General features: G+C 66.0%; 22 protein-coding genes. 6 read left to right on the top strand and 16 right to left on the bottom strand.

The window, feature by feature from the left end; all coding sequences use genetic code 11:
- Window positions 1-27: 27 nt before the first annotated feature.
- From fdxA to BLR92_RS07925, 13 genes are all read right to left on the bottom strand, one after another.
- Entirely contained in the window at window positions 28-351 is a 324-nt protein-coding gene (gene fdxA, locus BLR92_RS07985; RefSeq protein ID WP_089727312.1) for a ferredoxin FdxA, read from the bottom strand.
- Between the two features lie 183 nt (window positions 352-534).
- The gene (gene mutS / locus BLR92_RS07980) at window positions 535-3,105 is read right to left on the bottom strand and encodes a DNA mismatch repair protein MutS (RefSeq protein WP_089727311.1); all 2,571 of its coding nucleotides are present in this window, start codon (window positions 3,103-3,105) and stop codon (window positions 535-537) included.
- A gap of 43 nt (window positions 3,106-3,148) precedes the next feature.
- Window positions 3,149-3,403, bottom strand: coding sequence for a hypothetical protein (locus BLR92_RS07975; RefSeq protein WP_089727309.1), 255 nt, complete (start codon window positions 3,401-3,403; stop codon window positions 3,149-3,151).
- 43 nt (window positions 3,404-3,446) lie between these two features.
- Window positions 3,447-4,295, bottom strand: coding sequence for a carboxylating nicotinate-nucleotide diphosphorylase (gene nadC, locus BLR92_RS07970; RefSeq protein ID WP_089727307.1), 849 nt, complete (start codon window positions 4,293-4,295; stop codon window positions 3,447-3,449).
- 28 nt (window positions 4,296-4,323) lie between these two features.
- On the bottom strand, window positions 4,324-5,223 hold the full coding sequence (locus tag BLR92_RS07965) for a DMT family transporter (RefSeq protein ID WP_089727305.1): 900 nt from the start codon (window positions 5,221-5,223) through the stop codon (window positions 4,324-4,326).
- A 109-nt stretch (window positions 5,224-5,332) separates the two neighbouring features.
- The gene (locus tag BLR92_RS07960; protein ID WP_245704140.1) at window positions 5,333-7,183 is read right to left on the bottom strand and encodes a TRAP transporter permease; all 1,851 of its coding nucleotides are present in this window, start codon (window positions 7,181-7,183) and stop codon (window positions 5,333-5,335) included.
- 99 nt (window positions 7,184-7,282) lie between these two features.
- Window positions 7,283-8,290 carry a TAXI family TRAP transporter solute-binding subunit gene (locus BLR92_RS07955; protein WP_089727300.1) on the bottom strand — a complete coding sequence of 336 codons (1,008 nt, stop codon included), beginning with the start codon at window positions 8,288-8,290 and terminating at the stop codon, window positions 7,283-7,285.
- A 95-nt stretch (window positions 8,291-8,385) separates the two neighbouring features.
- Window positions 8,386-9,378, bottom strand: a complete 993-nt coding sequence (locus BLR92_RS07950; RefSeq protein ID WP_089727297.1) for an ABC transporter substrate-binding protein — start codon at window positions 9,376-9,378, stop codon at window positions 8,386-8,388.
- A 64-nt stretch (window positions 9,379-9,442) separates the two neighbouring features.
- Window positions 9,443-10,756, bottom strand: a complete 1,314-nt coding sequence (locus BLR92_RS07945; protein WP_089727295.1) for a Rieske 2Fe-2S domain-containing protein — start codon at window positions 10,754-10,756, stop codon at window positions 9,443-9,445.
- Window positions 10,757-11,035: 279 nt separating this feature from the next.
- Window positions 11,036-11,782 carry a class II aldolase/adducin family protein gene (locus tag BLR92_RS07940; RefSeq protein ID WP_089727293.1) on the bottom strand — a complete coding sequence of 249 codons (747 nt, stop codon included), beginning with the start codon at window positions 11,780-11,782 and terminating at the stop codon, window positions 11,036-11,038.
- A 47-nt stretch (window positions 11,783-11,829) separates the two neighbouring features.
- Window positions 11,830-12,315, bottom strand: coding sequence for a MarR family winged helix-turn-helix transcriptional regulator (locus tag BLR92_RS07935; RefSeq protein ID WP_089727291.1), 486 nt, complete (start codon window positions 12,313-12,315; stop codon window positions 11,830-11,832).
- Between the two features lie 44 nt (window positions 12,316-12,359).
- Window positions 12,360-13,565: a Gfo/Idh/MocA family oxidoreductase gene (locus BLR92_RS07930; RefSeq protein WP_089727289.1), complete on the bottom strand. Its 1,206-nt coding sequence runs from the start codon at window positions 13,563-13,565 to the stop codon at window positions 12,360-12,362.
- A 25-nt stretch (window positions 13,566-13,590) separates the two neighbouring features.
- Window positions 13,591-14,568: a PDR/VanB family oxidoreductase gene (locus BLR92_RS07925; protein ID WP_089727288.1), complete on the bottom strand. Its 978-nt coding sequence runs from the start codon at window positions 14,566-14,568 to the stop codon at window positions 13,591-13,593.
- Between the two features lie 346 nt (window positions 14,569-14,914).
- Between BLR92_RS07925 and BLR92_RS07920 the strand changes: the two genes are divergently transcribed.
- Window positions 14,915-16,864: an FAD-binding monooxygenase gene (locus tag BLR92_RS07920; RefSeq protein ID WP_089727286.1), complete on the top strand. Its 1,950-nt coding sequence runs from the start codon at window positions 14,915-14,917 to the stop codon at window positions 16,862-16,864.
- A gap of 1 nt (window position 16,865) precedes the next feature.
- Here the strand turns inward: BLR92_RS07920 and BLR92_RS07915 are convergent, their stop codons facing one another.
- The 3 genes from BLR92_RS07915 to BLR92_RS07905 form a co-directional block, all read right to left on the bottom strand.
- Window positions 16,866-17,342 (bottom strand): MarR family winged helix-turn-helix transcriptional regulator, encoded by a 477-nt coding sequence (locus tag BLR92_RS07915; protein ID WP_245704139.1) that lies wholly within the window; start codon window positions 17,340-17,342, stop codon window positions 16,866-16,868.
- A gap of 250 nt (window positions 17,343-17,592) precedes the next feature.
- Entirely contained in the window at window positions 17,593-18,546 is a 954-nt protein-coding gene (locus tag BLR92_RS07910; RefSeq protein WP_089727282.1) for an AEC family transporter, read from the bottom strand.
- Between the two features lie 74 nt (window positions 18,547-18,620).
- A complete protein-coding gene (locus tag BLR92_RS07905; protein WP_089727517.1) occupies window positions 18,621-19,400 on the bottom strand; it encodes an IclR family transcriptional regulator domain-containing protein in 780 nt (259 codons plus the stop codon).
- A 132-nt stretch (window positions 19,401-19,532) separates the two neighbouring features.
- Here BLR92_RS07905 and BLR92_RS07900 point away from each other — a divergent pair, with 132 nt between their 5' ends.
- From BLR92_RS07900 to BLR92_RS07880, 5 genes are all read left to right on the top strand, one after another.
- The gene (locus BLR92_RS07900) at window positions 19,533-20,864 is read left to right on the top strand and encodes a class-II fumarase/aspartase family protein (RefSeq protein ID WP_089727280.1); all 1,332 of its coding nucleotides are present in this window, start codon (window positions 19,533-19,535) and stop codon (window positions 20,862-20,864) included.
- A 228-nt stretch (window positions 20,865-21,092) separates the two neighbouring features.
- Entirely contained in the window at window positions 21,093-22,280 is a 1,188-nt protein-coding gene (gene pcaDC / locus BLR92_RS07895; RefSeq protein ID WP_089727277.1) for a bifunctional 3-oxoadipate enol-lactonase/4-carboxymuconolactone decarboxylase PcaDC, read from the top strand.
- 320 nt (window positions 22,281-22,600) lie between these two features.
- Window positions 22,601-23,623: a TRAP transporter substrate-binding protein gene (locus tag BLR92_RS07890; protein WP_089727275.1), complete on the top strand. Its 1,023-nt coding sequence runs from the start codon at window positions 22,601-22,603 to the stop codon at window positions 23,621-23,623.
- Between the two features lie 14 nt (window positions 23,624-23,637).
- A complete protein-coding gene (locus BLR92_RS07885) occupies window positions 23,638-24,159 on the top strand; it encodes a TRAP transporter small permease (protein ID WP_089727273.1) in 522 nt (173 codons plus the stop codon).
- On the top strand, window positions 24,152-25,444 hold the full coding sequence (locus tag BLR92_RS07880; RefSeq protein ID WP_089727271.1) for a TRAP transporter large permease: 1,293 nt from the start codon (window positions 24,152-24,154) through the stop codon (window positions 25,442-25,444). Before BLR92_RS07885 ends, BLR92_RS07880 begins: the two co-directional genes overlap by 8 nt.
- Window positions 25,445-25,453 lie beyond the last annotated feature (9 nt).

The raw sequence follows: 25,453 nt of genomic DNA, 5'->3' as shown, positions 1-25,453 counted from the left end.
GGGGCCGGGCCGTTTGGCGAATGCCGATCAGCGCTCCAGTAGTTCCAGCTTGTTGGGCTTGCCATCCCATTCCTCGGCGTCCGCCGGCGGATCCTTCTTCTCGGTGATGTTCGGCCAGACCTCGGCGAGTTCGGCGTTCAGCTCGATGAACTCCTGTTGACCATCGGGCAGTTCATCCTCGGAGAAGATCGCCTCGGCCGGACACTCCGGCTCGCATAGCGCGCAATCGATGCATTCGTCGGGGTGGATCACCAGAAAGTTGGGCCCCTCGTAGAAACAGTCGACCGGGCAGACCTCGATGCAATCCATATACTTGCAGCGAATGCAGTTTTCGGTGACGACGAATGTCATGGTGTCTCCCTCAATCTCGATATGCCCGATGCCGGTGCATCATCGTCAGCTAGGTTATAAGCGGCTGGGCCATTATAAGACCCTATTCTAATTGGGGCTCGATTTTAGTCGTGCCGCCCGCACGGCGGCAAGCCACGCTATCGATCGATTGGCTATGGTGTCATTCCATCGCGACGCATGGCCTCAGATATTTTCCCGCCATCGGTAAAGCAGGTCCAGCGCCTGGCGCGGTGTCAGTTCATCCAGCGCCAGCCCGCTGAGCTCCTCGATCAATGGATGCGGCGTGCTGGCGAACAGGTCGGCCTGCTGGGGAGGCGAAGCGCCCACTGTGCTAGGGCGACGCTGGCCCTGATCGACCTCCTGCTGCTCGAGGCCGGCCAGTTTCTCACGGGCGCGGACGATCACCGCCTGGGGCACGCCGGCGAGTTGCGCGACCTGCAGGCCATAGCTCTGGCTGGCCGGGCCATCCTCGACGCGGTGCATGAAGACGATGCCATCGCGGTGCTCGGCGGCGGTCAGATGCACGTTGGCCACGCCCTCGGCCTGCTCGGCCAGCGCAGTCATCTCGAAGTAGTGGGTGGCGAACAGCGTGAACGCCTTGACCCGGGCCAGGTGCTCGGCGCTGGCCCAGGCCAGCGACAGGCCATCGAAGGTGCTGGTGCCGCGGCCGATTTCATCCATCAGCACCAGGCTTTCGGCCGTGGCGTTGTGCAGGATGCTGGCGGTTTCGGTCATCTCGACCATGAAGGTCGAGCGCCCGCCGGCCAGGTCATCGCTGGAGCCGATGCGCGTGAAGATACGATCCAGCGGACCGATCTCGGCGCGGTCGGCGGGTACGAAACTGCCGCTATGCGCGAGCAGCGCGATCAGCGCCGCCTGGCGCATGTAGGTCGACTTGCCGCCCATGTTAGGGCCGGTGATCACCAGCATGTGGCGACTCGGGTCGAGCCGCAGGTCGTTGGGCACGAAGGGATGATCGCTGACGTGCTCGACCACCGGGTGGCGCCCGCCGACGATATGAATGCCCGGCGCATCGAGCAGTTGCGGGCGCACGAAATCCAGCGCCAGGGCACGCTCGGCGAAGGCCGCCAGCACGTCGAGCGCGGCCAGCGCGCGACCGCTGGCCTGCAGGGCGTCGAGTTCGGCGCCCAGGGTATCGAGCAGGCTCTCGTAGAGCAGTTTTTCGCGGGCCAGCGCGCGCGACTTGGCCGACAGCGCCTTGTCCTCGAACTCCTTGAGTTCGGGGATGATGAAGCGCTCGGCGTTCTTCAACGTCTGGCGGCGAATGTAGTCGGCCGGCGCCTCGCGGGCCTGGGCGCGGGGGATCTCGATGAAATAGCCATGCACCCGGTTGTAGCCGACCTTGAGCCCGGCGAGGCCGGTGCGCTCGCGCTCGCGGGTCTCGAGCTTGACCAGATAGTCGCCGGCATGTTCGGCCAGGCCACGGAATTCGTCGAGCTCGTCATCGAATCCGCCGGCGATCACGCCGCCGTCGCGAATCACCACCGGTGGATTGTCGACGAGCGCGCGCGTCAGCGTCTCGGCAAGCTCGGGATAGGGACGAATGTGCCGGCGCAGCTCGTCCAGCGCGGTGCCTTCGTCGAGCGTGGCGAGCTCCCGCTGCAGCTCGGGCAGCGCATTGAGGCCGTCGCGCAGGCGCGCCAGATCGCGCGGGCGGGCGCTACGCAGGGCGACGCGTGCGAGAATGCGCTCGACGTCGCCGATCCGCTTGAGCGCCTCGCGTAGCGCGACATAGGCGTCGTCGGCGAGCAGCAATTGCACCGCGCCCTGACGCGCGCCGACCTGCCCGCGATCGCGCAGCGGCCGGTTGAGCCAGCGCTTGAGCAGCCGCGAGCCCATCGCCGTGGCGGTGGTGTCGAGTACGCTGGCCAGGGTGTTGTCGGCGCTGCCGCCGAGGTTGATGTCGATCTCGAGATTGCGCCGGCTGGCGGCGTCGATGACCACACTGTCGTCGCGGTTCTCGACGCCGAGCGCGGTGACGTGCGGCAGGCCCGAGCGCTGGGTATCGCGGGCGTAATCGACCAGCACCCCGGCGGCGGTGATGGCGCAGCTCAGATGCGCGCAGCCGAAGCCGCGCAGATCGGCGACGCCGAACTGATCGCACAGCAGGCGAGTCGCCGATTCCAGATCGAACAGCCATTCGCCCTGGCGTTTGAGGCCGGCACGCTCGCTCAGCGTGGCCGCCAGATCGAGGCCATCGGCGACCAGCAGCTCGGCGGGGGTCAGGCGATGCACCTCGGCCAGCATGTCCGCCTCGCCGTCGACCTCGAGCACACTGAAACGCCCGCTGGAGAGCTCCAGCCAGGCGATGCCCCAGCGCTCGCCCTGGCAATGCAGGGCCAACAGCAGGTTGTCGCGGCGCGCGTCGAGCAGTGCCTCGTCGTGCAGCGTGCCGGGGGTGACGATGCGCACCACCCTGCGCTCCACCGGGCCCTTGCTGGTGGCCGGATCGCCGATCTGCTCGCAGATCGCCACCGACTCGCCGGACTTGACCAACCGCGCCAGATAGCCCTCGGCGCTGTGATAGGGCACGCCGGCCATGGGGATCGGCTTGCCCGCCGACTGGCCACGCTGGGTGAGCGTGATATCGAGCAGTTGCGCGGCGCGGCGCGCATCATCGAAAAACAATTCGTAGAAATCGCCCATCCGATAGAACAGCAGCACGTCCGGGTGCTCGCGCTTGATCTTCAGGTACTGGGCCATCATCGGCGTCTGAGTTGGGGCTGCCTGCATCGTCACGCCTTACGCGGTTCCGGGTGCGTTTTGGGCTGCCATTCTATCTCAGTACGCCGTGGCCAGGACAGGCCCGCTCGGGTCGCGAGTACGCGCTCCAGATAGGCGAACTCGATAAAGTGTCAAACGACCTACCGATGTGGCAGTTTCTCCAGCGCCGCTTCCAGCCCAAACAGATCGGGCACGCAGGGCGTATTGCGGGGAACGGCGAGTGCGCCGTCGTCTCGGGCAGTACGCCGATGAAGCGTGTGCCGTTGGAGCGCGCGGCGCGATAGTCGTTATAGGAGTCGCCGACCATCACCGTGCGAGCGGCGCCATGGCCGTGGCGTTTTTAGCTCGTCCTAGAGCGATAGGCGCATCGACAGATCGACCGCCTCGAGATCCTTGGTCAATGTGCCGATGGAGATGTAATCCACCCCGGTCTCGGCGATGCGCGGCAGGCCGGCGTGAGTGACACCGCCCGAGGCCTCGAGCCTGGCCCGGCCATCGGCGATGCGCACCGCCGTGTACAGCGCATCGATGCCGAAGTTGTCGAGCAGAATCATGTCGGCCCGCGCCTTGAGGGCCTGCTGGAGTTCGCCGAAGTTCTCCACCTCCACCTCGACGGGCTTGCCCGGCGCGATTCGCCTGGCCGCGTCGACGGCCGGGACAATGCTGCCGCAGGCCGCGATATGGTTCTCCTTGATCAGGAAGGCGTCGTACAGGCCTATGCGATGGTTATGGCAACCGCCGCAGGTCACCGCGTACTTCTGCGCCAGGCGCAGCCCGGGTAGGGTCTTGCGCGTGTCGAGCAGCTTCACCGCGGTGTGCTTGACCATGTCCGCGTAGCGGCGGCTGCGCGTCGCCGTGGCCGAGAGCGTCTGCAGGAAGTTGAGCGCGCTGCGCTCGCCGCTGAGCAGGGCGCGGGCCGGCCCGGTCAGTTGGCAGAGCACCTGGCCGGGGACCACGCGATCGCCATCGCTGACCTGCCAGTCGAGGCTGACGCCTGGATCGAGACGCTCGAACACGGCCTCGACCCAGGCGCTGCCGCACACCACGGCGTTCTGTTTCGCCGTGATGTGGGCCTGTGCCCGGCTCTGCCACGGGACGAGCTGGGCGGTGATGTCGCCGCTGCCAAGATCCTCCACCAGCGCCGCCGTCACGTTGGCCTGCCTGTCGCGTTCGAGTTGTGCCTTGTCGAGGGTATACATGTCCACTCCGAATCGGGGTTGTGGCCGGCTACGCCAGGCCGAAGAAAGTCACGATATTGACGCCGAGCACCGTGGCCAGCGTGCCGAGCACCACCCAGCGGTTGATGATCTCGCTGCCGCGCAAGAACGCACACGAGATCAACAGCACGAACAGCGGGGTGGTGGCCGCCAAGGGCGCAACGACGATCAGGTTGCCATGGCGGAGCGCGAGGTAGAGAAACACCGGCCCGAGGCTCGAGAAGAGCCCCGCCAACGCGAAGAAGCCAAACTCCCGGCGGCTGCAGCGGATGTCGCCATTGGCACCACTGGCGAGCAGGTAGAGCGAGGCGAACAGCCACGACGCGGTGGTGGTCACGGCGGAGGCGGTCACCGCATCGGTGCCGGCGTCGATGCCGAGCTTGCGAAACACCACCGACACGCCGTAGGAGAGCGAGGCCGCCAGCGGGAACAGCAGGTGAAGGCGCGATGCCTGGCCCAGCCCGACCGCGGCGTCGCGGCCGCTCTGCGCGCCGACGACGAGGCTGCCCAGCAGCACCAGGCCGGCGCCGAGCAGTCCCGGCAGCGTGGCCGTCGCGTCGAGGAAGAGCAGGGCCAGAACGATCGTCACCACCGGGTGGGTCAGGGTCAGCGGCGTGGTGATGTTGGCCCCCAGCCGCGCCATGCCCTGGAACTGGAACAGCCGACCCAGCAGCGGTGCGAACATGCCGGCCAGCACGAAATGACGCCACTGCCACCAGTCGCCGAACTGCCAGCCGGTTGTCCATAGGCTCCAGCTCCACAGCAGCACCACATTGACCGATAGCGTGATCCACAGCGCGGTGAACGAGGAGGCGGCGCCGACGCCGACTCTCACCAGGAGGAAGGTGATCGCGAACATCAGCGCCGAGAGCAGCGCCAGGGCGATGGCGGTGATGTCGATCTCTGCCATTGGGCGATCATTCTCGTCTATGGGGCGTTCGCGCCGGCCCAAAAAAGCAGTACCGGCGGCCCGAGGGTGCCGGTACTGCCTCGTTGCACGCTATTGCCGGGGCGGCGCGCTACGCCGCCGGCAAGTTGTGGCCGTTGGGCCGTAGGTGGGGCGTGGCGATGATGGCGATCGCGACGAAGACCATGGCCACGGCGATCGCCCACCCGCTGGGTGCGATGAACAGCAGGCCGGCGAGGCCGAAGCCGAGCCGCGGCAGCGCGGCCAGGCGCCGCCGCCAGTAACCCTCCACGGCGATGCTGAGCAGCAGTACGCCCACCACGGCGGTGGTGCACGAGACGACGATGCCGGTCCAGCTTCCCTCCAGCAGCAGCCCCTCGCCATAGATGAAGGCGAACGGCACGACGAAGGCGGTAATTGCGAGCTTCACCGCACCGACCGCGATCTCCAGCGGCTTGGCGTCGGCGATGGCCGACGCAGCGAAGGCAGCAACCGCCACCGGCGGCGTCATCGCCGAGAGCACGGCGAAGTAGAGGATGAACATGTTGGTCTGCAGTAAGCTGAAGTCCAACGCCATCAGGGTCGGACTGACCAGCACCGCGGCGAGAATGAACGCCGACGGCGTTGGCATGCCCATGCCCAGGATGATGGCCAGCGCCGCCGAGATGATCAGCGCAATGAAGGCGCTATTGCCCGCCAGCAGGAACACCAGATCGGCGAACTTACTGCCCAGGCCGGTCATCGAGATGCCGCCGATGACCAGGCCCGCCGCGGCGCAGGCGGCGACCACCGAGACCATACGCAGCGTAGTCATGGCCAGCGCGTCCCAGATCGCCTTGGGTCCCATGCGGGTCGAGCGGCGGAACATCGACACCAGCAGCACCACCGCCGTGGAAATGGCCGCCACATAGGTGGGCGAATAGCCTTGCAACAGGGCCACCGTCAGCGCGACGAGGGGCAGAATGAACAGCCCGCCGTTCTTGAGCGTCTGACGCAGCGGGGCGGTCTCCTCCTTGGACAGGCCGCGCAGCCCGAGCTTCTGCGAGCGCAGATGAACCTGGGTGTAGACGCAGAGGTAGTAGAGCAGGGCGGGCACCAAGCCGGCGATGGCGATGTCGCGATAGGCGATGCCGGTGTACTCGGCCATGATGAAGGCCGCCGAACCCATCACCGGGGGCAGCAGGCTGCCGCCGGTGGACGCCGCCACCTCGACGCTTCCGGACAGCGGCTTGCTGTAGCCCAGGCGCTGCATGATGGGAATAGTGACCGAGCCGGTGGTGACGACGTCCGAGGTCGGGCTGCCCGACATGGTGCCGTACAGGCCCGAGGAGATCACGGCGATCTTGGCTGGGCCTCCAACCCGCTGGCCGGCGATCGCCGACGAAAGATCGAAGAAGAAGTCGGCGCCGCCGGCCTTGGCCAGGAAGGTACCAAACATCACGAACAGGAAGGCATAGGTCGCGGCGACGCGCAGCGGCACCCCGAACAGGCCGTCCGAGGTGAACATCATGATGTCGAGGAAGTGGTTGTAGCTCACCTCGCGGAAGCCGAGCGCCCCGGGCAGTGAATGCCCCAGCAGATTGTAGGCCACGAATACCAGCACGACGCTGGTCAGGCCGAAGCCGACAGTACGCCGCGTGGCCTCGATGGTCAGGAAGAGCAGCACGCTGGCCGCGATCAGGTCGGGCATTTCCAGCGGAAACAGCAGCGTGATGCGCTGGGCGATCCGCTCGCTCTCCATGAAGAAGTAGATCCCGGCGGCGATACTGGCCACGACGAGCAGCCAGTCGAGCGCGCTGGGGCGATCCAGGCGGCCCTTGGGGCCGGCGCTCACCGTCAGGAACAACAGGACCAGCATGGCGGACAGGAACACCACCGTCATGACGTACAGGTCGATGTAGACCAGCGTGGTGGTATACACCACGGCCAGCGCCACCAGGGCAGCGCATCCGTGCACTGCCATGCCCAGATTGCCCGTGAGGGACCGCTTGGTGCCGGTTCCCATCACTGTGGAAAGTATCGAATTCATCGAAGGAACCTCTTGGCAACGATGCTGCGCCGGTTAGCGAAGACCCGCTTCTTTCAGGTAACGCAGGGCGCCATCGTGATAGGGGATGACTTCGGCCGAGGCCATGATGCGCGGGTTGAGGCGCTTCATCGCCGGGTGCACGTTGGCGATCTTCTCGAAGTTCTCGTACAGCGCCTTGGTCAGCTTGTAGGCGGTCTCGTCCTTCATGTCGCTGCGTACCGCCAGGGCGGCGCTGATCGACACCGTCGGCGTGTCCTCGGTGATCCACTCATAGGCGCCGCCGGGAATGACGAAGGGCTGGGTGCCGGTCTTCGCGGTGACCTTCTTGATGGTCTCGTCGGACAGCGGCAGCAGGTCCAGGTCGATGCTGTTGGCCGCCTGCATGATCGAGCTCTGGCGCACGAACAGGCTGTTGAGGAACATGTCGATGCGCCGGTCCTGGATCAGGGTCGACTGCTCGCTGGAGGCGGCGTAGATGATCTCCCCGCCCCAGCTCTCGATCTTCTCGGGGCCCGCGCCGATCGCCTTGAGCATGGCCACGGCGACGCTCGAGGCGATGTTGCCGCGCTTGTTGATGGCGATGGTGATCGGCGGCTTGACCTCGGCGATGTCCGAGAAGGTCTCGATGCCATGCTCCTCGGCGAACTCCTCGCGCATGAACGCCTGCATCGGCGCCCAGGTATAGAGGTAGGAGAGGAGACGGATGTCGTCCTTGGCCGGTTCGCGGAACGGTGCCTCGCCCTCGCTCGCCAGCCGCAGCACGGCGTCCTCGATGATCGCCAGGCTGGCGTCGCCGCGTTTCAGGACCATGACGTTGGCGATGCCGCCGCCCGAGGTCTGGTAGGTCACGGTGGAGCCGGGATACTCCGCCTTGAGCGCGGAGTCGAGCCCGGCGCCGAGCAGCGACCACAAACCGCCCGGCGAGGCGCCAGCCACCGTCAGGTTGTAGCCCTCGCTCTCGGCGGCGGGGGCCGTATTCATCAGCAGGCCGGGGACGAGCAAGGCGGCGGCCAGCAGGGTCTTCCTGATTGATGCTTTCATCTCTTCACCTTTTGTTGTTGGGTCGGTCTTTGCGTCTTCGGACGTTGTTGTTGTGGCGTGCCGGGGCACGGCGTTATCGCCATCGACTGGCGGAATCAGATCTTGAAGCTCTCCAGTGTGGCGGGGTGGAAAAGTACTTCAGGGGTCAGCGGCCGGCAGGACAGGCCTTCCGCGTGATGCTGGGCGAGAAACCGCTCGAGCGTATGCCGGTTGGGCGCGAAACCATACGACCAGAAGTCATCGCCCATCAGCTTTCTCGCGGCCTGGAGCTGGTCCTCGACGAAGGGCAGCGTGACCTTGGTGGCTGCGGTGTCGCTGAGCTTGGCCAGGGCCAGCGCCTTCGACTGCTCGAAGGCCTTGTAGACCGAGAACGGCAGCCAGGGGTGGCGCTCGACTAGCGTCTTGCGGATGCCCAGCAGGTGCATGATGGGGAAGATGCCGGTGCGCCGGTACCAGTCGGACGCCGCCTGCTGCGGATCGGCGTAGAGATAGCCGACGTGCGGATGGCCGCGATCGAAGCAGGAGGGCGCGCGCGGTCCCATCACCGCGTCCAGCTCGCCCGAGGCGAGCATGCCCGAGAGGGTCTCGCCGGGGGGGATGTTCTCGACATGGACACCCTCGGGCAGGTCGAGGTCGATCTTCTCGACCCGCCCCGGCTGCTCGTAGCCGCCGCGCAGCCAAGTGACGTCGCTGGCCTTCAGGCCATGATCCTCCTCGAGGAACAGCCGCGCCCAGACGTTGGCGGTGAGCTGGTATTCCGGCACGCCGATGCGCTTGCCGCGCAGATCGGCGGGCGTCTCGATGCCGCGGTCGGTGCGGATGTAGATCGAGGTGTGGCGGAAGGCGCGCGAGGGAAACACCGGCACGCCCACGTACGGGCAGTTGCCCGCCGCGGTCTTCACCGTGAAGCTGCTCAGCGAGAGCTCGGTGATGTCGAAGTCGGCATGACGGAAGGCGCGGAAGAAGATCTCCTCCGGGTCGTGCAGCATGAACACCGGGTCCACGCCGTCGATCTGCACCTCGCCATCGATCAAAGGACGCATGCGGTCGTAGTTGCCCACGGCAATGGAGAGCTCTAGCTTGTTCATCGGCAGTCCTGAATCATTCGTTTTATTGTCTATGGATGCGTTCAGCCGGTCACCGGTCGATCGATCACTGGGTCTGAGTGTCCGGCTCGGCCGCGTAGGGCTCGGTTTCCTCGGGGGCGGTGCCCAGCTGGCGCCAGTCGGTCTCCTTGGGCACCACACCCTGGAAGGACTTGAGCTTGTAGTGTGGGATGCGCGGCTCGCTGGTGCCGATCGCCGGCCCGCCCTGCTGCATGGTCTTGGCGGCCTGGACCATCTGGCGGCGGAACTCGACGATGGCCAGGTCGCTGGCGCCCAGGCGGTCGTGGGTGCGGTCGGCGATGGGGCCCATGGTCTCCCACATGGCGATGTCCTGGTTGGGAATGCCGCGAATCCCGGTATAGCTGGTGCCGAGCTGCATGATGCGCCGATCCTGCCAGTAATTGTTCTCGCGGGTGCGGAACTTGCGGAAGCGCGCGTCCAGGTCGATGCCGATCTGGGTGCCGAGGAACTTGCGCCAGGATTCGGTATCCGGCGTGGTGGCCTCGTCGCCCCAGGCGATGAAGTGGAACGCGGTGTGGGTGTCGTCCATGGGCACGTGCAGGATCGCGATGTCGTAGAGGTTGTTCGGCGGGATCTGCACGGTGTAGGGCGCGATGAACAGCGTCGTGCGCACGTAGTCGTGGGTCCTGGCATCGGTGATCGGCCGGCGCAGCGCGGCGTAGCGGAAGCCGAAGCGGGTCTTCTGCAGTTGCAGGCGCGGCGCCTTGTCGGTGGACGGGCGCAGCCAGACCTTGTCGTTGGCCTCGGCGCCGCCGATGCGCGCCGGCACCATGTCGGTGGAGTGCAGCGACGACGAGTGCGCCGAGTCGATGGCGCCCTCGAGGATCTGCGCCCAGTTGCAGTCGACGATCACCTTGGAGATCGACACCTTGGTCTCCGGCGTCGGCTGGAACACCGGCGCGGTGAACGCCGGCTGCTCCTCTTCGGGGCCCATGTAGACCCAGACGAAACCGGCCGCCTCGTGGGTCGGGTAGGCCTTGTGCTTGACCTTCTCGGTCATCTTCGATTCCGCCGGCTCGGAGGCCATCTCGAGGACGTTGCCCTCGACGTCCATCTTCCAGCCGTGATACAGGCAGCGCAGGCCGCACTCCTCGTTGCGCCCTAGCACCAGCGAGGCGCGCCGGTGCGGGCACATCTCGTCCAGCACCCCAACACGGCCGTCGGTGTCGCGGAAGGCCACCAGGTCCTCACCCAGCAGGCGCACCCGTACCGGGTCGCCGTCCGGCTCCGCGAGCTCCTCGGAGAGGCAGGCGGGCAGCCAGTGGCGGCGCATGATCCGGCCCATCGGGGCATCGCCTTCGACACGGCAGAGCAGGTCGTTTTCTTCTTGAGTGAGCATGACGCGAAATCTCCGGATCGGGTTCGTGAAGCTATCCAAGCGTTGTGCGATATAAATACTTAGATATCTAACTTATAGGGCTAAGTTAGTCCATGAGGCGGCGATGTCAAATACGCCAAAAGTCGTAATTTGGTGTCGTATTCGCTCCTCGGAGGGCGACTTTCGTCGAAGGAAAATACGCGCCGGGCACGCACGGGATCGCACCGCCACCGCGGCGGTGGTTACGTCGTCGATTTACCGGCGACAAGGGCTGTATCTGCCGCCGGATGCCGGGGTCGGCTAGCGGCGTGCCTGGGCGCGTCGCTTCCACAACTGCCACGGCCGCTCGACCTGGCCCTCGATCATCTCCATCGCCGTGTTGGCTTCCTCGCGGGTCAGGTATTCGACCGGGCCGAGGCGCAGGGCGTCGGCCTGCAGGCGCGCGTTCACCTCGACGTAGACCGCGCGGTAGACCGCCTGCTTGAGGGTCGGGCCGGTGACCGTCGCGCCGTGTCCACGCATCAGCACGACATTGTTATCGCCCAGCGAGTGAGCCAGCGATTCGCCGAGCGGGGCGCTTCGGATCAGAAGATCCGTCGCCGCGCCGGCCACGTCGCGGATCTCGAAGATCGGCGCGCCCTCGCCGAGAAAGCCGCTCATGTGGCACATCGGCTTGAGTGGGGTCGATTTGACTGCGCTGAACGGCACCACCGAGGGCGAGTGGCTGTGCACCACGGCCATCACGTCCGGCCGCGCGCGGTAGATCTCGCCGTGAATAAAGCGCTCGAGATAGACGCTGCGCCCGTCGGCGTCGATGGGCGTGCCGTCGAGGTCGAACTCGATGATGTCCTCCATGCCGACCAGGCCGGGCGCCATGTTGCGCGCGAGCAAAAAGCGCTCGGGCCGCTCGGGATGGCGGACGCTGACGTGGCCGAACGCATCGAGCACGCCCTCGTTGGAGAGAATGTGGTTGGCATGGACCAGGTCCTGCAGCAGGTCGTCGATGTCCGACACTGCGACGGTGGCTTGCGACGTGTGGCTGTTCATCGTCTGTCCTGATGGCTGGGGAGTGGGAGTTCGCCTGGCGGACGGCGCTACTCGTTGGCTTCCGCCAGGTTGCTGATGATGGCGAGCAGGGTGCGCCGAGTCGCCAGCAGGTCGTCCTCGTCGACGCCGCGCACCGCGCTCTCGTTGACCGCTTCGGCCAAGGGAATCAGGGTCTGCTTGAGATCGCGGCCCTTCTGGGTCAGGTAGATGTGGATGTTCTTGCGGTTGCCGTTGAGCTGGCGCCGCTCGATCAGCCCGTTGGCCTCCATGGCCTTCAGCGCGGTGTAGGTGGTCGGCTCCATGAGCCCGGCCTGTTCGCTGAGCTCACGCTGGGTGAGCCCTTCGGTCACCCACAAAATGCGCAAGAACGACCAGTGGCCGAAGCTCACTGAGTGATCCGCCAGCTTCGTCTGCAGGGTCTTGGTGAGCACGCGCCCGGCATCGCGTACCAGGTGGGCCAGGCGGTCGTCGGGGACGTCCTCCTGCCAGTGCCGCAGTACCGTTCTTGTCTCTTGGTTATTGCTTCGTGCCATCGCTGTTTCCTTTTGACGAGCCAATGGGTTCTCCCAGCCAACGCCTACCTTAGCGCAGCGTGCTGGGGCAGTCCCACCTGGCGGGAGAGTGCCACGTCGCGCCCGGTGGCCGCGGACTCGAGCATGCCCAGGCAGACCTCCATGGTCGCCAGGCCCCATTCGCCGGAATGGATCGGCGCGCGGTCGTGGCGCACGGCGTCGATCAGCTCGTCGAGCACCTCGCGGCGCGGAATTGCCGGCGGTGGTAGCGCCTCCAGATAGCGCCGGGTATCGGCGTAGACCTGCACGCCCTGGGGCGAGGGGCGCAGGTCGGCGCGGTCGCAGGCGACCACGACGAAGCCGAAATGGTTGTGCGTGATGCCCTCGAGGCCGCTGTTGGCGAGCGACAGGCCCGCGCCGTAGGTGCGGGTGTTCTTGAGCGCGGCCTCCTCCTCGGCACTATGCACCTGGGCGAGCTGCGCCCGGGCGCGGCCGTACTGGTGCGGGTCGCGTGGCTGGCCCAACTCGCCGGACCAGCCGCAGAATTCGTCGCTGTCGAAGTGCGCGAAACCGCTGTAGGTCAGGTTGGCGAAGGCGCCGTTGTCGAAATTCAGCAGCACGCCGTAGGCGCCCTCGGTGGGCCGGGCGGCGTCCCAACTGCCGGTGATGGCACGCACGCTCGTCGCCCGGCCGCCGCCGAGCAGGCGCACGATGTCGACCTGGTGCGCCGCCTGACTGAAGACCACGCCGCCGCCGCGCGTGGTGTCGAGCTCCTCGGGGCGTCGCGGGCGGTAGAGGAAATCGGTGAAGTTGAGCGCCTGGATCATGCGCACCGCGCCGAAGTCGCCGCTGTCGATCAGCTCACGGGTGCGCAGGTAAGGGGCATCGAAGCTGTGGCTGTGGCCGACCATCAGCCAGCGCCCGGCCCGACGCATCGCCGCGATCATGGCCTGGCAGTCCGCGAGCGAGAGCGCCATGGGCTTCTCGACCAACACATGCTTGCCGTGCGCCGCCGCCAGCTCGACGTGCTCGCGGTGGAACTGGTGCGGCGTGGCGATGTAGACCGCTTCGACGTCGGGGTCGGCGCACAGCTCGGCGATCTCGGCGTAGGTGGCGGCGGCGAAGTCGGCCGCGAACTGGCGGCGCGCGTCTTCGCGCGGGTCGGCCGCCGCGACCAGGCGGATGCCGGGATGCGCCGCGAGGGTCGGCAGCAGCAGCATGAAGCCGCGGCCCAGGCCGGCAATCCCCAGTCGTAAACGAGGCGTTGTCATGTCCATCTCCGCGGGGTCGGTGGGCTCACTCCGGCAGGTCGATCACGAGTTCCGCCGAGCAGGCGCGCGAGACACAGACCATGATGTTGTCCTGGCGCTCGGCTTCGGACAGCACCAGGTCGCGGTGCTCCGCCTCGCCCTCCACCAGGCGCGTGCGGCAGGAGCCGCAGGTGCCGCTCCCGCAGGAGTAGGGCACGTGGTGGCCGTTGGTCCTCAGCGCTTCGAGGATCGACACCCCCGCGGGGATCGGCACGGCCTCGCCGGTCTTGGACAGACGCACGGTGAATGGCTTGTCGTCCTGCATCGCCGCCGGCTTGTGCGTGCCGAAGTCCTCGAAATGCACGCTGGCGGAGGACCAGTGGCCGGTCATGTCGCGCACCGCTTCCATCAGGCCGCGCGGGCCGCAGCAGTAGATGTGTGCGCCCTTGGGCTGCTCCAGCACCGGCCACAGGTCGTAGGCGTTGTCGGGCTCGCCCTGATCGTGGTGGATCACCACCTTGCCGCGGTACTCGGGGCCGCCGAGCTCATCGAGGAAAGCGGTCTGTTCGGCATCGCGGGTGAGGTAATAGAGCTTGAACGGCTTGCCGCCGGTGGCGCGCAGGTGGTGGATCATCGACATGATCGGGGTGATGCCGATGCCGCCGGCGATGAACACGTAGCGCGCCGGGTTACCCTTGAGCTCGAAGTCGTTGTGCGGCTCGGAGACCTGGAGTTCGTCGCCGACCCGGGTCTCGTCGGTCAGGCTCTTCGAGCCGCCGCTGCCGGCCTCCTCGCGCTTGACCGCGATCACATAGCGATGGCGCTCCTCGGGATCGTTGCACAGCGAGTAGCGACGCACCTGGCCGTTGGGCACCTGGACGTGGAGGTGTGCACCGGGGGTGAATTCGGCCAGCTCGGCGCCTTCGGGATGCGCGAATTCGATGCGATAGATGCCCTTGGCGATCGCATCCAGCGCCGTCACTTCGAGCGCGCTCATGGGAACTGCATCGGGAGTGGTAGCCATGGGAAGTTCCGTTGTCATTGATGTCGCGAAATACTTTTATATCTAAGTATTTTCACGAACAGAATGCAAGCGGGGCAATATTCGACTTTAGCCGTGCAGGCGAGAGACCTGCCGAACACGGGAGGGCGCGTGGCGATGTCAGGCCGGCGACGACGAGCAGGGCGCTGAGGTAGGCGTTGGCTTCGGGCACGTCGCCGAATGACTAATACATGGCCGGTAAAACTGGCCTAGACGACCGCACCGACTGCCAAGCTTTGGCAAAACGTCTAATTGTTCGGCGAGCAAATTGTCACAATAGTGATGAATATGACTGACCCAACCGCCAACGACTCGGACAAGGTAGCCTATGCAATTCCATCTCAACGGATTCCGGACAGGTGACCCAGCCATTTGCGAGCCTGCCGGTGAGCTCGCCAACAGCGATCGATTGCCCGAGGAAGTCGATGTCCTCATCGTCGGCTGCGGTCCGGCGGGCCTGACCCTGGCGGCACAGCTGTCGGCCTTCCCGGGGATACGAACGCGTATCGTCGAACAGAAGGACGGCCCACTGAGGCTCGGTCAGGCGGATGGCATCGCCTGCCGCACCATGGAGATGTTCGAGGCCTTCGGTTTCAGCGAGCGGGTGCTCAAGGAGGCCTGCTGGATCAGCGAGACGGTATTCTGGAAGCCGGATGAGGCGAACCGGCATAACATCGTGCGCAGCGGCCGCATCCAGGACACCGAGGATGGCCTCTCCGAATTCCCCCATGTGGTACTCAACCAGGCGCGGATCCATGATTTCTATCTGGACGTGATGCGCCATTCCCCCGCTCGGCTGGAACCCAACTACTCGCGCCGGCTGGTCGATCTCGCGATCGATGTCGCTGAATCGGCATCGGCAAACGCCAGCATTGGCGGCTACCCAGTGACGGCGAGGCTCGAACGCACCGACCCGGCCCATGCGGGTGAGCTGGAAATCGTGCGTGCGCGCTACGTGGTGGGCTGTGACGGGGCGCGCAGCGCGGTCAGGAAATCCCTGGGCCGCTCCCTGCATGGCGATTCCGCCAACCAGGCCTGGGGAGTCATGGATGTGCTGGCGGTCACGGACTTCCCCGATATCCGCATGAAGGCGGCGATTCACTCCGCCAACGAGGGCAACATCCTGATCATTCCACGGGAGGGCGGCTATCTGGTTCGGCTGTATATCGAGCTGGACAAGCTCAAGGCGGACGAGCGGATCGCCAGCCACAATATTACCGCCGACCAGCTGATTGCCGCGGCGCAGCGAATCCTGCATCCCTATAGCCTGGACGTGAAGGAGGTCGCCTGGTGGTCGGTGTACGAGATCGGCCAGCGCCTATGCGACAAGTTCGACGACGTCCCGGCAGCGGCAGTCGGCGAACGCCTGCCCCATGTATTCATCGCAGGCGACGCCTGCCACACCCATAGCCCGAAAGCGGGCCAAGGCATGAACGTCTCGATGCGCGATACCTTCAATCTGGGGTGGAAGCTGGCCGCCGTGCTCCAGGAGCGCTGCTCCCCGCAAATCCTGCACACCTACACCACGGAACGCCAGACCGTCGCCAAGGAACTGATCGACTTCGATCGGGAGTTCGCCAAGATGTTCAGCGCCCCACCCAAGGGCTCGCCCGAAGACAGGGGCAACGGCATCGATCCGGCGGAGTTCCAGAAGTACTTCGTCCAGCAGGGGCGTTTCACGGCAGGGACCGCGATCCAGTACTACCCGTCGTTGATCTGCGCCGAACCCACCCATCAGCATCTCGCTCAGGGACTGGAGATCGGCAAGCGCTTTCACTCCGCGCCGGTCATCCGGCTGGCCGATGCCAGGCCCGTTCACCTGGGCCATGCGGTCAAGGCGGATGGCCGCTGGCGCCTCTTTGCCTTTTCGGGGGCGGAGGATCCCACGGCCGCCGGTTCGGGCATCGGCGCCCTGTGCGAGTTCCTCAGCGAGTCGCCGGACTCGCCTATCAGGCGCTATACGCCGTCGGGCGAGGATATCGATTTGGTGATCGATCTGCGCGTCATCTGCCAGCAGGGCTTCCGTGAACTCTCCCTCGATGCCTTCCCGGCCATGCTGTGGCCCAGGAAGGGGCGCTATGGCCTGCACGACTACGAGAAGGTGTTCTGCCCGGATCTGAAGAACGGCAATGACATCTTCGACATGCGTGGCATCGATCGGGAAAAAGGCGGCATGGTCATCGTGCGGCCGGATCAGCACATCGCCCATGTGCTGCCGCTCGATGCCCACGATGAGCTGGCTGAGTTCTTCGCTCGCTTCATGCTCGACGCGGACTGACTCACACGCCCTGGCTCAGGGGGACCCGGCTCAGCGCGTTGTTCTTGTCGGCAATGCGCTGCAGCAGGGTGCACAGCATCGCGCGTTCCGACTCGCTGAGTGGCATGGTCAGCTCCTCCTGGGTGGCGGCGGCGCCCGCCTCGGCCTGGCGCCGCAGGGCGCGCCCTTCCTCGGTCAGGCTCACCAACAGCGAGCGACGATCTCGCTCGTTTCGGCGCCGGGTTACCAGCCCGCGCTCCTCCAGCTTCCTCACCACCACGGCTGTGGTGTTGCGGTCGAGGGCCGTCAGCCCGCCGATACGGCTTTGCTCCAGTGTCCCCTTTTCCTCAAGCGCCGAGAGAATGACGTACTGCAATTGCGTCAATCCAAGCGCCTGGCACTGCTTGAGGAAGATCGCCACGCTGATCTGGTGGCAGCGCCGCAGCAAGTTGCCCGGGAAGGCGCTTGCCTGGGTCAGGGGGGCCTCACATATATTCACTGAGTCTCCTGTGATTCCTAGCATGAATATCACCAAGCCATTCTAACCGTATTCACGGCAGAAGCCGGGGGAGCCTGAAACATTTGACGGTTTCCTGGCCGGGTCACCATTACGACCATCGGCCGAAGAACCGGAAGTGGTCACGATGAACGTCTCTGCGCTCATCACGGGCAGGCTAAATAACCCCAAGGTCGCTTCGATGGCGCTGGCGTAGCGTCAGTGTCTGAGCTGCAGAAATTCGCAAAAGCCATCACGGCATCACGAAGAGCCGGCTGCCGCTCATCAGCCAGATCGCCAGACTGATGGAGAGGAAGGAGCTCAGCGTGGCCACCATCAGCGCCGCCGCACCGACCGTTTGCATGCCGTAGCGCTGGCCGAGCAAAGGGTAGACGCTGATCATCGGGGCGCAGGCGAAGAGCAGGGCGCCACTGAGCAAAAGGGGATCCCTTTCCGGCAACAGCAGAAACATGCCGAACACCGCCAGCGGATGGAGCATCAGCTTGCCGATGGCGATCTGGGTAACGTCCGTGACCATGCCACGCACCCGCAGTCCGTAGAGGGTGCCGCCAATCACGAACAGCGCCGCCGGACCGGCGGCATTGGCCAGCATGTCGACGGCCTTGGCCAATGGGCCCGGCAGATCGAGTCCCGACACCGCGAGCAGCACGCCCACCAGCAGCCCGATCAGGATGGGGTTGCGCGCCAAGCGGGCGGCAGTCCGGCGCAGTGTTTCACGCAGACCGTTGCCGGCCTGGTTGCTCATCTCGGCCAGCGCCAGCGCCAGCGGGATGATCAACAGGTTCTCGATTACCATGTTCATCGCCAGGAATACGGCGGCGGGCGAACCGAGCACCATGACGGCCACTGGATAGCCGATGAAGCCACTGTTGGAAGCCGACATGCCCAATGCCTGAATGGCACTGGCGCTAAGCGGTTGGTGTCGCCGCTTGCGGGCGAAGGCCAGGCCGCCGGCAAAGACCAATAGCGATCCCCCGCCATAGGCCAGCAGGTATTGCGGATTGAATACCTCCTCTAGAGGATTCTGGGTCAGGGCGCGTATCACCAGGGCCGGCAGGGCGCAGTAAATGACGAAGTTACCCACGCCCTGGACCTGCTCGTGGGTGACGATGCGACCGGCCATGGCCAGATAGCCGATCCCGATCAGCAGGAAGATCGGGGTGGTGATGGCAAGAATCTCGAGCACGCTAGCTCCTGGGTCGCGTCATGGTGAAGGCCGGAGCGCGGCTGTCAGGTCGTCTACGCTTGGAAGAAATCGCCTCAACTGACCTGGGTCCGGATCTGGCGGATTTTCTCTTGCAATAGCGGCAGGAACTTGTCGGTCAGCGTGGCCAAGTCGATGCGCGCGGCGTTGGTGCTGACGTTGATCGCGCCGAGCAGTTTGCCGTTGGCGTCGAAGGTCGGCACCGCCAGCGAGCGCAGGCCGGAGTCGAGTTCCTGGTCGACGATGCAATAACCCTGGCGGCGCACCTCGGCGAGGCGTTCGCGCAGTACCCGTTTGTCGGTGATGGTGTGCTCGGTGTAGGCGGTGAGCGTGGTGGTGGCAAGCAGCGCGTCGAGTTCGGCTTCGGGCAGTTGCGCCAACAGCACGCGGCCCATGGACGTGGCGACAGCGGGCAGTCGCGTACCGATCGACAGGGTGATAGCCATCAACCGATGCGGCGCCGCCGAGCGCGCCACGTAGATCACTTCGTTGCCGTCGAGCACGCCCAGCGACGAGGATTCGCCGATGCGCTGGGTGATGTCCTCAAGGTGCTGCTGGATCACCGAGCGATAGTTGTTGGCCGAGAGGAAGGCGTAGCCGAGCTGCAGCGCCTTGGGCGCCAGCTCGAAGTGGCGATGCTGCTTGCGCACATAGCCCAGCGCGTGCAGCGTGAGCAGGAAGCGTCGCGCGCGGGCGCGGTTCATGCCGGTCCTGGCGGCGACCTCGCTGAGCGTCATGCGCGGGTTGTCGCTGTCGAAGGCCAGGATCACTTCCAGGCCGCTGGCGAGGGCGGTCACGAAGTCCCGATCGTCGGGCGTGAGAATGTCTTCCTTCATCTGCGTCGTCATGGCGGCGCCGTCCCAATGGTTGCGTTGCTCGAATGCACGCAATGACTCTAGCATAGGGTTCGTTGAGCGAACACATGTGCGGCATTACACTTTAGAAGACCTGCCCAGGGAGACAACGCCATGTATGACCTGCTGTTACGCCACCCCTTCATGAGCGCGGAGGGCCTGGCGGCGACCCGGGACACGGCGCTGATCGCGGCCATGCGCGAAGTCGAACTGGCGCTGGCGAGCGAGCAGGAAGCCCTCGGCCTGCTGCCCCAGGGTAGCGCCGAGGCCATGGCGCGCCATCTCGGCGACGAGGTCTTCGACAGCCGCGCACTGGCCGACGGCGCGCTCAAGGGCGGCAACGCGGCGATCCCCTTCGTCAAGCAGGCCAAGGCGGCATTACCCGACGAACTCAAGCCCTGTTTCCACTGGGGCGCCACCAGCCAGGACATCCTCGACAGCGCCTTGATGCTGCTGCTCAAGCCGCGCCTGGCGCGCTGCCTGACGCTGCTCGAGCGCGCCCGCGTCGCGGGCTGCGTGCTGATGCGTGATCACCGCGACACGCCGATGGTCGGACGCACGCTGATGCAGCAGGCGCTGCCGATCACCTTCGGCGCCAAGCTCGCCCACTGGCTGCATGGTTTGCACCAGGCCGAGCGGCGCCTAGCGGAGGTCGTCGCGCAGGGTCTCTACGTGCAGTTCGGCGGCGCCGTCGGCGTGCACTCGGGCCAGGGCGAACACGGCCTTACGCTGATGGACGGCCTGGCCACGCGGCTGGGGCTGAATGCGCCGCTGCTGCCATGGCACACCGACCGCCAGCCGATCCTGGCGCTGAGTGGGGCGCTGGACGCGGTCGCCGCCGGGGCCGAGAAGATCGCCCTGGACGTCGCGTTGCTGTGCCAGACCGAAATCGGCGAACTCAGCGAGCCGGCCGAGGCCGGGGTCGGCGAGTCGTCGTCGATGCCGCACAAGCGTAATCCGGTGGGCTGCGCGCGGATTCGCGCCGCCGCGCGCCAGATTCACGGCCAGACCGGCCTGCTCTCCCATGCCGCCGCGCAGCCGCTCGAGCGCGGTCTTGGCGAATGGCACGCCGAATGGGCACCGTTGGTGGATGCCACTCTGTTGCTGGAGGGCGCGCTGGAGAGTTTGGCCGCACTGCTCGAGGGGCTGGAAGTGCATCGCGAGGCCATGCGGCGCAACCTGGCGATCACCGGCGGCGCGATCATGGCCGAGCCGGCGGCACGAGTGCTGACCCCGGCGCTGGGTAGCGATACGGCCAAGCGTATCGCCCGCGAGGCGGCCGAAACCGCCCGCCACGAGGGGAGCGAGTATGCCAAGGCATTGCTAGCGCATGGCGAGGTCGCCGGCCGCATCGACGCCGAGACGCTGCGTGCCGCCGTCCAACCCGAGTTATATATTGGTAGCAGTCGGGCCCAGGTGGAGCGTGTGCTGAAGGCGCTGAAATAACGCGTAGCGACTGTAAATACCTGCAATTGACACGCTGAGCGACAACGCCGGGGACCTGCTCCGGCGTTTTTTCGGTTTGACGACAGGCGCAACCCTGATTAAGTTGTTCGTATTGCAAATCTATGTTCACTTGGCGAACATGAGTATTGGGAAATTGGGAAATTGGGAAATTGAGAGGATGCGTTCGCCGCCCAGGCGCTGACCTGCCTGCGCGAACAAGGAGGGTATATGTCATTTCTGGAAATTGATGGTCGCAGCGTCGCTTATCGCCTGCTGGGTGGCGAGGCGCTGCCGCTGGTGGTGCTGGCGCATCCGCTGGGCATGTCCCAGGCGGTGTGGGACGACATCCTGCCGGCGCTGCTGGGGCGCTATCGCGTACTGACCTGGGACCTGCCCGGCCACGGCGCCAGTGATGCCTGGCCGCTAGTGGCGGGCAAGATCACCCCCGAGCGGCTCGCCGACGAGGCGCTGGCGCTGGCCGCGCATGCCGGTGCCGCGCGCTTTCATTTCGTCGGCACCTCGCTCGGCGGCGCGATCGGCCAGCAGTTGCTGATCCAGGCGCCCGAGCGCCTGCTATCGGCGACCCTGACCAACACCGGCGCGGTGATCGGCAGCGCGGAGAACTGGAACACCCGCGCCCGGCGCGTGCGCGAGGAGGGCCTGGCGGCGTTATCCGGCGAGATCGTGCCGCGCTGGTTCGCGCCCGCGCTGCTGAAGGCGCAGCCGGCACTGGAAGCCGGCTGGAAAACTCAGATGGCGCGCGGCGACGGCGAGAGCTACGCGCTGCTGTGCGAGATGCTCGGGCGCGCCGACTTCCGCGGCAAGCTCCGGGACTCGGGCGTTCGCATCGCCCTGCTCGGCGGCAGCGAGGACGTGGCCACGCCGCCGGCGACCCTGGAGGCGCTGGCCGCCGAGTGCGCCGACGCGCCGCTGGAGATCCTCGATGACGTCGGCCACGCGCCCTCGGTGGAGCGTCCGGCGACCGTTGCCGAGTGTGTGCTGCGCAACCTCGGGACCGCGCGGGGCGAGATCGGCGAGCGCGGCGTGAGCTACAGCGAAGGCCTCGAGACCCGCAAGCAGGTGCTCGGCGAGGAGCACGTCGCCCGCGCCAGCGCTGCCGCCACCAGCCTGGACGCGCCGTTCCAGCAGATGATCACCCGGCTGGCCTGGGGCGAGCTGTGGGGCAGCACCGACCTGAGCCGGACCGAGCGCAGCATGATCACCATCGCCGTGCTGGCGGCGCTGGGTCGCGACGGCGAACTCGAGCTGCACTTGAAGACCGCCCAGCGTATCGGTCTCAGTGAGGCGCAGTTGCGCCAGGCATTGATGCACGTGGCGGTCTACGCTGGAGTGCCGGCGGCCAATCACGCCTTCGCCATGGCCAAGAAGCTCGGCTGGGGCGAGCGTCTGGCGTAACCGCCCAGGCGAGCACGGTGCAACGAGGCCGCGTCCCGAGGGGCGCGGCCTCGTTGCGTTCAAGGCCCCGCCCGGTCGCGCGAGGTTAGACCAAAGTGGATGGTCGATCTTGGGAAAGTCCAAGCATTGCCGGGATTTTTCCTTGTTGCTTGGCCTATCGAAAACAGAAAATGCAATTTTGCCAGCCGGGCCGACGCGCTGCGCACGAGCGATGGCCGCTATGCGAACTAACGTTCGTCTAATGGTCGGCATCCCGCAGAAGGGAGAGTATGGCCCCAAGGCCCGCTCCTTTTCCGCCAACGACAACAAGGTCCAACGCCATGAATCGTACGCTCACCTGCTGTCTGCTCGCCCTCTCCGTGGCCGGCGCCGCCACCGCCGCGCACGCCGAGACCACGCTGCGCATGTCGCACTTCTGGCCCGCGGCCTCGGCGATCAACCAGGACATCTTCCAGGCCTGGGCCGATGCCGTCGAGGAGCAGTCGGGCGGTGAGCTGCGCGTGCAGAACTTCCCCTCGCAGACCCTGAGCCAGGCCGACGAGACCTACGATGCCGCCGTCAACGGCATCGCCGACATCGGCATCACCGCCCAGGGCTACACCGCCGGGCGCTTCCCGCTGTCGCAGATCGTCGAGCTGCCGGGGGTCGCCGAATCGGCGAGCCAGGGCGCCTGCATTCTGCAGACGCTGTACGACGCGGGACACATCGATCAGGAGTACGAGGACAGCCACGTGCTGTTCATGTTCACCACCGGGCCGGGTTACATCCACACCAAGGAGACCGACGTCCAGGTGCCCAGCGACCTGGAGGGGCTGCGCATCCGCCGCCCCACCGCCGTGGCCGGCAGCATCCTCGAGAACATGGGCGCTCAACCCGTTGGCATGCCGGCGCCGGACATCTACACCTCGCTGCAGCGCGGCGTGATCGACGGCCTGAGTTTCCCGTGGGAGGGCATGAAGACGTTCCGCCTCGACGAACTGGCCAACTACCACACCCAGGTGCCGTTCTACACGCTGATCTTCGTCGCCACCATGAGCCAGGACGCCTACCAGCGCCTGACCCCCGGGCAGCAGGCGGTGATCGACGCCAACTCGGGCATGCAGTGGGCCGAGAACGCGGGCGTGGTGTTCAACGCGCTCGACGAGGCCGGCAAGCAGTTGGCGATCGAGGATGGCGACACCATCCGCGTGGTCGAGGACCCGCTCAACGATCCCGACTGGCAGAAGCCGCTCCAGACCGGTATCGAGATGTACCTGAACCGGTTGGAGAGCCGCGGCCTCGAGCAGGCGCGTGACGTCTACGATGCCGCGCTCGATGCGCGCCAGTCCTGCCCCGCGCAGTAAGTGAGGCGTCTGGCATGCACGGACTTATTCGTCTGAGCCGCTGGCTGGAGATCGTGTGCCGCGTCATCGCCGGCGTCGCCCTGATCGCCCTGCTTTCGGTGACCATCGCCGACGTGGCGCTGCGCTACCTGTTTCGGCTGAGCGACGGCGCGCTGGACTGGAGCGTGGTGGGCAGCGTCGAACTGGTCAGCTATCTGATGCTGTTCTCGCTGCTGGCGGCGATGGCTGCCAATGTCGAGAAGGGCCAGGTGGTGGTCGAGGCCTTCAGTCATGGCCTGGGCGACAGCCTCAAGGCGCGCATCGCCGGAGTCTACCTGTTGGGCTTCGTGGCGCTCGGCGCGGTGCTCTGCATGGGCTTGTGGCAGTCCGCGCTGAGCGCCGCCGCGCACGGTGAGATCACCCAGGACCTGCGCCTGCCGATGGCGCCCATTTATTACGTGGCGTCGGGATTGTGTGCCCTGCTCGGTGTGCGCTGTTTGCTGCACGCCGTGCTGAGCGGGATATTCGGTCACTCGGTGGAGCCCACCCATGAGTAGCGAACTGATCGGCGCACTGGGCCTGGGTGGGCTGCTGGTGCTGATGATCCTGCGTGTGCCGGTGGCACTGTGCATGCTGATCGTCGGTGTGGTTGGCTTCTCGCGCATCATCTCCTGGGACGCTGCGATCTCGATGCTCAAGTCGGTGCCCATCGAGGTGCTGACGAACTACAGCTTCAGCGCCATCCCGATGTTCATCCTGATGGGCGTGCTGGCGGCACACTCGGGCATGGCCGGCAAGCTGTTCAACTCCACGCGCACGCTGTGCGGCGGCTGGAAGGGCGGCCTGGCGATCGCCGCGGTGGGCTCGTGCGGCATCTTCTCGGCGATCTCCGGCTCGTCGCTGGCCACCGCCAGCACCATGACCCGGGTGGCGCTGCCGGAGATGGAGCGTCACGGCTACAACCGTGGCCTGGCCACAGGCGCACTGGCCGCCGGCGGCACGCTGGGGATCATGATCCCACCCAGCATCGCGCTGTTGATCTACGCCATCCTCACCGAGCAGTCGGTGGGCGACATGTTCATCGCCGGCATCGTTCCCGGGCTCATGGGGCTGCTGTTCTACGCCTTGACGGTCACGCTGATGATGCGCGTGAAGCCCGAACTGGCGGTGCCCGGCGAGCCCACCGCGTGGTCCGAGAAGCTGCGCTCGCTGGCCGGGCTGGTGCCGTTCTTCGGCGTGTTCCTGATCATCATCCTGGGCATCTACTTCGGCCTGTTCACGCCCACCGAGGGCGCCAGCGTGGGTGCGTTCGCCACGCTGATCTACGCCCTGGCCAAGGGCATGCGCGCACGCGGGCTGTGGACCTCGGTGCAGGAAACCCTGGCGCTGTCGACGGTGGTGTTCTTCATGCTGGTGGGTGCCGAGACGCTGGGCTACTTCATCTCGGTGTCGCGCATCTCGTTCTCGATCAGCGACGCGCTCTACGGGCTGGAGCTGTCGCCGATGATGGTGCTGCTGGGCATCCTGCTACTCTATTTCGTGCTCGGCATGTTCATGGACTCCATCGCCATGCTGGTGATCACCGTGCCGGTGGTGTTCCCGATCATCCAGGCGCTGGGCATCGATCCGGTGTGGTTCGGCATCGTCACCGTGCTCACCGTGGAGCTCGGGCTGATCACGCCACCGGTGGGCATGAACGTGTTCGTGATCAAGGCGATGGCGCCGCACGTCGGGCTGGGCGAGATATTCAAGGGCGTGGCGCCGTTCATCGCCTCGGACCTGGTGCGGTTGACGCTGCTGGTGCTGTTCCCGGTGCTGTCGACATTTCTGCTGACGGTCTAGCGACTCGGA

This window comes from Modicisalibacter muralis (genome assembly GCF_900102945.1).
GTDB lineage: Bacteria > Pseudomonadota > Gammaproteobacteria > Pseudomonadales > Halomonadaceae > Modicisalibacter > Modicisalibacter muralis.
Note: the sequence above shows the minus strand (reverse complement) of the source record. Positions and strands in the feature narration are given on the sequence as shown.

Bases quoted from the DNA above. Each gene is read 5' to 3' on its own strand.
- fdxA (WP_089727312.1), bottom strand. From the start codon at position 351: ATGACATTCGTCGTCACCGAAAACTGCATTCGCTGCAAGTATATGGAT.
- mutS (WP_089727311.1), bottom strand. From the start codon at position 3,105: ATGCAGGCAGCCCCAACTCAGACGCCGATGATGGCCCAGTACCTGAAG.
- BLR92_RS07975 (WP_089727309.1), bottom strand. From the start codon at position 3,403: ATGGTCGGCGACTCCTATAACGACTATCGCGCCGCGCGCTCCAACGGC.
- nadC (WP_089727307.1), bottom strand. From the start codon at position 4,295: ATGTATACCCTCGACAAGGCACAACTCGAACGCGACAGGCAGGCCAAC.
- BLR92_RS07965 (WP_089727305.1), bottom strand. From the start codon at position 5,223: ATGGCAGAGATCGACATCACCGCCATCGCCCTGGCGCTGCTCTCGGCG.
- BLR92_RS07960 (WP_245704140.1), bottom strand. From the start codon at position 7,183: ATGGCAGTGCACGGATGCGCTGCCCTGGTGGCGCTGGCCGTGGTGTAT.
- BLR92_RS07955 (WP_089727300.1), bottom strand. From the start codon at position 8,290: ATGAAAGCATCAATCAGGAAGACCCTGCTGGCCGCCGCCTTGCTCGTC.
- BLR92_RS07950 (WP_089727297.1), bottom strand. From the start codon at position 9,378: ATGAACAAGCTAGAGCTCTCCATTGCCGTGGGCAACTACGACCGCATG.
- BLR92_RS07945 (WP_089727295.1), bottom strand. From the start codon at position 10,756: ATGCTCACTCAAGAAGAAAACGACCTGCTCTGCCGTGTCGAAGGCGAT.
- BLR92_RS07940 (WP_089727293.1), bottom strand. From the start codon at position 11,782: ATGAACAGCCACACGTCGCAAGCCACCGTCGCAGTGTCGGACATCGAC.
- BLR92_RS07935 (WP_089727291.1), bottom strand. From the start codon at position 12,315: ATGGCACGAAGCAATAACCAAGAGACAAGAACGGTACTGCGGCACTGG.
- BLR92_RS07930 (WP_089727289.1), bottom strand. From the start codon at position 13,565: ATGACAACGCCTCGTTTACGACTGGGGATTGCCGGCCTGGGCCGCGGC.
- BLR92_RS07925 (WP_089727288.1), bottom strand. From the start codon at position 14,568: ATGGCTACCACTCCCGATGCAGTTCCCATGAGCGCGCTCGAAGTGACG.
- BLR92_RS07920 (WP_089727286.1), top strand. From the start codon at position 14,915: ATGCAATTCCATCTCAACGGATTCCGGACAGGTGACCCAGCCATTTGC.
- BLR92_RS07905 (WP_089727517.1), bottom strand. From the start codon at position 19,400: ATGAAGGAAGACATTCTCACGCCCGACGATCGGGACTTCGTGACCGCC.
- BLR92_RS07900 (WP_089727280.1), top strand. From the start codon at position 19,533: ATGTATGACCTGCTGTTACGCCACCCCTTCATGAGCGCGGAGGGCCTG.
- pcaDC (WP_089727277.1), top strand. From the start codon at position 21,093: ATGTCATTTCTGGAAATTGATGGTCGCAGCGTCGCTTATCGCCTGCTG.
- BLR92_RS07890 (WP_089727275.1), top strand. From the start codon at position 22,601: ATGAATCGTACGCTCACCTGCTGTCTGCTCGCCCTCTCCGTGGCCGGC.
- BLR92_RS07885 (WP_089727273.1), top strand. From the start codon at position 23,638: ATGCACGGACTTATTCGTCTGAGCCGCTGGCTGGAGATCGTGTGCCGC.
- BLR92_RS07880 (WP_089727271.1), top strand. From the start codon at position 24,152: ATGAGTAGCGAACTGATCGGCGCACTGGGCCTGGGTGGGCTGCTGGTG.